The organism is Pedobacter steynii, from assembly GCF_900103665.1.
Taxonomy (GTDB): domain Bacteria; phylum Bacteroidota; class Bacteroidia; order Sphingobacteriales; family Sphingobacteriaceae; genus Pedobacter; species Pedobacter steynii.
Map to the genome: position 1 here is coordinate 1 of NZ_FNGY01000027.1, position 5,769 is coordinate 5,769.

Consider the following 5,769-nt stretch of genomic DNA (forward strand, 5'->3'; position numbering starts at 1 on the left):
ACCTTTACCCCTGTTTTTTGAAATGATAAATTCTGTTTCTGTTAGTTCCATACACTGTTTTTGTGTATAGCCTTTTTAGGAATCGACAAGCTGTCCCGAAACTGTCCCGAAGCTGAATTTTATCCGTCTCAGCAGCTGACATTTCACGGTTTATTCCTGATACAGCTTTACATAAAAACTTGCCAAAGTTTGCCCTATTCCTACCAGATACGTACACCGTTATTTTGGGGCCATGGCGAATAAAAAAAATTGGATAAAGATGATGTTCCGCTGCAATTTGTTCTGGATTTGACCTGCGGTTAGGGAGAATTTTTTGAGGTCTGAATTCGGATTGTATTTTATGCGGATGTTAAATAAACAAATAATATCGTGTCAACTGTTTGAGATTTAAATATTTCTATCTATCTTTGCAGTCCCTAAATTTAAGGGTGAATAAATAATTGTTTAACAAATTAAATACAAGCAAGTGAATACGTTAAGTTACAAAACTGTCTCTGCCAATGCAAAAACTGTTAACAAACAGTGGGTTGTTGTTGATGCACAAGGCGAGATTTTGGGGCGCTTGTCATCGAAGATCGCTATGATCATCCGTGGTAAAAACAAGCCTGAGTATACCCCACACGTAGACTGCGGTGATAACGTTATCGTTATTAATGCAGACAAGGTTAAATTGACAGGAAATAAATTCAGCGACAAACGCTATATTTCTTACACTGGTTACCCAGGTGGTCAGCGTTTCATTTCTCCTAAAGAGTTAATGGCGAAACATCCTAAGCGTGTTATCGAGAAAGCGGTACGTGGTATGTTACCTAAAACTAAACTTGGTGCAAAATTATACACCAACTTATATGTTTATGCAGGTACAGAGCATCCTCATGCAGCACAATCACCAACAACCATTACACTTTAATTAAAGGAAGAAAGAAATGTCAGTTACTAACACTTCAGGAAGAAGAAAAACTGCTGTTGCACGCATCTATTTAAAAGAAGGCAACGGCACAATTACCGTAAACGGTAAAGACCATAAAGTATATTTCCCAACATTGCCTTTACAATACATTGTAAACCAGTCATTCGAAGTTTCTGAATTGACAGGTCAGTATGATGTAAACGTAAATGTAGCTGGTGGTGGTATCAAAGGTCAGGCAGAAGCAGTTCGTTTAGCTATTGCTAAAGCTATTGTGGAATTGGATGCTGAGAAAAAACCAGCATTACGCGCTAAAGGGTTAATGACCCGTGATATGCGTATGGTTGAACGTAAGAAACCAGGACGTAAGAAAGCACGTAAGAAATTCCAATTCAGTAAACGTTAATCTTAAGGAGACAAACACAATGGCAAGAACTACATATCAAGACTTATTGGATGCAGGTGTACACTTCGGTCACCTTACCCGTAAATGGAACCCAAAAATGGCGCCTTACATTTTCATGGAGCGCAATGGAATCCACATCATAGATTTAAATAAAACTTTAACTAAAACTGAAGAAGCTGCTTCAGCAATCAAACAGATCGTTAAATCTGGTCGTAAGATTCTTTTCGTAGCTACTAAGAAACAAGCTAAAGAAATCGTTGCTGATCAAGCAAAAAAAGTAAACATGCCTTTCGTAACTGAGCGTTGGTTAGGTGGTATGTTAACTAACTTTGCTACTGTTCGCAAGTCAATCAAAAAGATGTCTAACATCGATAAGATGACTAAAGATGGTACTTATTCGATCCTTTCTAAGAAAGAGCGTTTAATGATCCAACGTGAGCGTATTAAATTGGAAAGCTTATTAGGTGGTATCGCGGATCTAAACCGTTTACCGGCTGCTATCTTTTTAATTGACGTTAAAAAAGAGCACATCGCTGTTAGCGAAGCGTTGAAATTAAACATTCCAACATTTGCAATGGTTGATACTAACTCTGATCCTTCTAACATCGATTTCCCAATTCCTGCGAATGATGATGCTACTAAATCTATCTCTTTAATCACTGATGTTATCATCAAAGCGATCGAAGAAGGTTTAGATGAGCGCAAACGTGAGAAAGACGAAGAAACTGAAAAAGAAGCTGTAGCTGCTAAAGCTGCTGCTGATGCTCCTGAAGCTGCTGCTCCTGGTGCAAGAAGAAAAAAAGTAAATGCTGATACTGAAGAAGGTACTAGCGAAGAAGCTTAAATAATTTAATGTGGGTTGTATGTTGTGCGTTGCAGGTTTTCCTAACAACAAACACTATACAACCCATAATTTTTTAATAAAAACTTAAAAAAGAAATAAGATGTCTACAGTACAAATTTCTGCAGCAGATGTAAACAAATTACGCCAGCAAACCGGTTCAGGTATGATGGATTGCAAAAAAGCACTAATTGAAACTAACGGTGATTTTGAAGCAGCGGTTGATTACTTACGTAAAAAAGGTGCTAAAGTAGCAGCTTCACGTCAGGACCGTGATTCTAACGAAGGTGTTGTTATCGCTAAAGCTACAGCAGACGGTAAACGTGGTGTTGTTGTTGAATTAAACTGCGAAACTGACTTCGTTGCTAAAAATGCTGATTTCGTAGCTTTAGCTAACAAATTCACTGATCTTGCTATCGATAAAAACCCTGCTTCATTAGAAGAGCTTTTATCTTTAGAAATTGATGGTCAGAAAGTTTCTGATATCATCATCGAAAACACTGGTAAAATCGGCGAAAAAATCGGTATCTCTAAATTCGAAACTGTTTCAGGTGAAAAAGTTGTTCCTTACATCCACGGTAACTACCGTTTAGGTGTATTGGTTGCTTTAAACCAGGATGTTGCAGGTGTTGATGAAGCTGGTAAAGATGTAGCTATGCAAATCGCTGCAATGAACCCGGTAGCTTTAGATAAAGCTGACGTAGATTCAACTACTATCGAGCGTGAAACTGAAATCGCTAAAGAACAAATCCGTGCTGAAGGTAAGCCTGAAGAAATGGTAGAAAAAATTGCTGCTGGTAAATTGAATAAATTCTACAAAGACAGTACTTTATTAAACCAGGAATTCGTTAAAGATTCTTCTAAAGACGTTCGTAAATTCTTAAATGATACTGCTAACGGTTTAACTGTTACTGCATTCAAACGTGTACAATTAGGAGCTTAATCCTTCTTTAATAGATAAAAAAATAGGATGTCCAAAAGGCATCCTATTTTTTTTGTGCCTGATTTTTTGAGCAGGCCAGGTTTCCTGGTCTGCTCTGGTTTTAGCGTGCAGGCTGTTGCCTGGAATTAGGGAGTGGGTTTTGATCTGGGATGTTTGATCCCCCTGTCTGTCTTTCAGGTAAACTGTCTATAAAAGAATTGCGGGTTTATTGGGTAATCCGGAACGCTGGATGCGCTTTGACTAGTTCTTTTTTAGGTTTAAAAATAACAACAATAAAAGGGAAACGGTCAGCAGGATTCCGGTAAACTGGTGAAACAACGCAAAAGCAGAATAATGAGGTCCGATGCTTTTCAATAAGGCCATAATCCCTGAAATCACCTGAATCCCCACAAGCAGCAGTGGAAATAGTCTGATATAAGAGAGCAGGGAGTTAATTTTCCAGGAAACGCTCCTTAGGTAAAGGACCAGGACGAGCAGGCAAATGACATAGGCAAGGGAGCGGTGGATAAATTGAATGGCCAATAAATTTCCTGTTAAATAGGAAAGGGTATTGGGGTGGTTCTGTAATTCAGTCGGGATGACGAATCCATTCATATCTGGCCATGTGGGAGCGGCAAGTGCAGCGTGCGTTCCCGCCATAAATGCCCCATAAATGAGCTGCATAAAAAGTACGGCTAGAATAGCGATGTTTAATTTGCTAAACCTCAGCCGGTGTCTCATCTTGATGTGATTGAGACTTAAAGTAAAAGCAAGCCAAAGTGTATAGCACAATAGAATTACAGCAGCGACGAAGTGTATGGCGAGCCTGATGTGGCTTACACTGATGTCTGTATCATTAAGACCACTTTGTACCATGAGCCATCCTATGACGGCTTGCAATAGGCCCAATAAAAACAACACAAAAATCTGAGCACGCAGTTTGAAGTTCATTTTTCTTTTTATGGCGAAATAGAAAAATGGAAAAATGAAGCCCAGCCCAATAAACCGTGCCCAATTCCGATGAAACCATTCCCAGAAATAGATAGATTTATAATCCTCCAGTGAGAAATGAGCATTGACGACATGAAACTGAGCAATCTGTTTATATTTATCAAAACTTAGCTGCCAATCGTTTTCATTTAAAGGAGGGAGGAAGCCCATCAGCGGTTTCCACTCCGTAATAGATAGACCGGAACCACTTAATCTGGTAATCCCTCCGAGAATAATTTGCAGGAAAATGGTGAATGCACCAAAATATAGCCAGATGGCAATGGGTTTGTTGGTATTACCCTTCATATATCACACCTGAACTGGGGGTCTCATTCAATTCGATTCTAATCAGGCCTGGAAATACGGGTTTGATTTTATCCCATAGCCATATGCTGACTTGTTCGCTGGTTGGATTTTCCAGTCCGGGAATATCATTCAGGGTTTTATGGTCGAGCATGTCGATCAGAGGGCTGATCCCTTTTTTTAGATCGGTATAGTCTAAGATCCATCCGGAATGTGGTTCCGGAACTCCACTAATAAATACTTTAAGTGTATAGGTATGCCCGTGCATTCCTCCGCATTTGTGCCCGGCAGGAACCCGGGGTAGATAATGTGCAGAATCAAAACTGAAAGTTTTATAGATAATCATTTGATGTATATAATGATCAAATCTCCGGTTTGATGTCAGGATAATAAATGACCATGATCATTATTTGAAATAATAGGAGTCATTGTTGCTATTGGGAGGATGTTGTTCTTCATCTGGTTATTGCTGTGACATTGGGAGGCTTTGAATTGTTGGAGTTCTGCCAGGGGAATCGAATATGATAGGTATATATTAGATATAATGCGGATCAAATACATTGGTCGTCGAGTCATAAATTAAAGAACTAGGTCCTGGGTTGCAGTATGGCTATGAAGGCTGTGTTCGGGATTGTGATAAATTGGATCGGGGACTTGGTGCTGGTTTTTCTGTTGTTTGAAAGATTCTTTGAGAAAAATTGAAGAGTGTGATCGCCTTGCTGATCGATATTTAGTTTTAAGTGCAGCTTGATAGATCGATCTTTCTGTACTTATCTGTAGTATGGATGATATGTATGCAGGTCATTGATCCATCATTTGCTTTGATTTTGTAAGTCTTTTTCAGTGAGTTTGCCTTGGCGTAGAATTTACATTAAGGTAGTGTTGAGTTTTTCTTCTTGTAAATCATGCAGTTAGGAGTGTGGTGCAATTATAATGGTTGAATTGTTTTGAGAACGGTTAAATTTTCCTACTTTTGCATCCCGCTTCGGAGGAAGAGAAAGATTGAGATTGATAGAGAGAGAAGGATTTGAAAGATTGCAGTAGAGATAAGTCAGAAGTTGTTTTGACCGGTTTAATCACCAAATAAGACAAAGTAAAAAAGTTTGAGAAAAAGCTTGACAATAACAAAAAGATTTCTACCTTTGCAGTCCCAACAAAAACGGGGGTTACCAAACGGAGTTTGATAACAGAAACAAAAAGACTGAAACGATCGGAAAGCCGAAACTGAAGCCAGGAACATTAAGACCAGGAAGAAACAGAGGAAAGCAGATTGCAACATAAAAGAAGAACCGCGAGGAGATTCGAAAAGTTCATTAAAGAGATGTCATTTATAGCGTAGCGAGGTAAGATAGTACCGTTTCAAAGTACATGAAAACCAAAGCTATTTTTTCAAGTCAGAA

At 38.8% G+C, this 5,769-nt stretch carries 6 protein-coding genes; 4 read left to right on the forward strand and 2 right to left on the reverse strand.

Annotated features, from left to right (window positions below):
• The first annotated feature begins 466 nt into the window (after positions 1–466).
• From rplM to tsf, 4 genes are all read left to right on the forward strand, one after another.
• Positions 467–910, forward strand: coding sequence for a 50S ribosomal protein L13 (rplM, locus tag BLQ87_RS32965; protein WP_073237599.1), 444 nt, complete (start codon positions 467–469; stop codon positions 908–910).
• Between the two features lie 16 nt (positions 911–926).
• Positions 927–1,313: a 30S ribosomal protein S9 gene (gene rpsI / locus BLQ87_RS32970; protein ID WP_069378174.1), complete on the forward strand. Its 387-nt coding sequence runs from the start codon at positions 927–929 to the stop codon at positions 1,311–1,313.
• Positions 1,314–1,332: 19 nt separating this feature from the next.
• The gene (gene rpsB, locus BLQ87_RS32975; protein ID WP_069378173.1) at positions 1,333–2,157 is read left to right on the forward strand and encodes a 30S ribosomal protein S2; all 825 of its coding nucleotides are present in this window, start codon (positions 1,333–1,335) and stop codon (positions 2,155–2,157) included.
• Positions 2,158–2,257: 100 nt separating this feature from the next.
• Positions 2,258–3,097 carry a translation elongation factor Ts gene (tsf, locus tag BLQ87_RS32980; RefSeq protein ID WP_074613149.1) on the forward strand — a complete coding sequence of 280 codons (840 nt, stop codon included), beginning with the start codon at positions 2,258–2,260 and terminating at the stop codon, positions 3,095–3,097.
• A gap of 240 nt (positions 3,098–3,337) precedes the next feature.
• On the opposite strand, the gene BLQ87_RS32985 is transcribed toward tsf, so the two are convergent.
• Positions 3,338–4,372, reverse strand: coding sequence for a COX15/CtaA family protein (locus BLQ87_RS32985; RefSeq protein WP_074613150.1), 1,035 nt, complete (start codon positions 4,370–4,372; stop codon positions 3,338–3,340).
• Positions 4,362–4,715, reverse strand: a complete 354-nt coding sequence (queD, locus tag BLQ87_RS32990) for a 6-carboxytetrahydropterin synthase QueD (RefSeq protein WP_074613151.1) — start codon at positions 4,713–4,715, stop codon at positions 4,362–4,364. Before queD ends, BLQ87_RS32985 begins: the two co-directional genes overlap by 11 nt.
• Positions 4,716–5,769 lie beyond the last annotated feature (1,054 nt).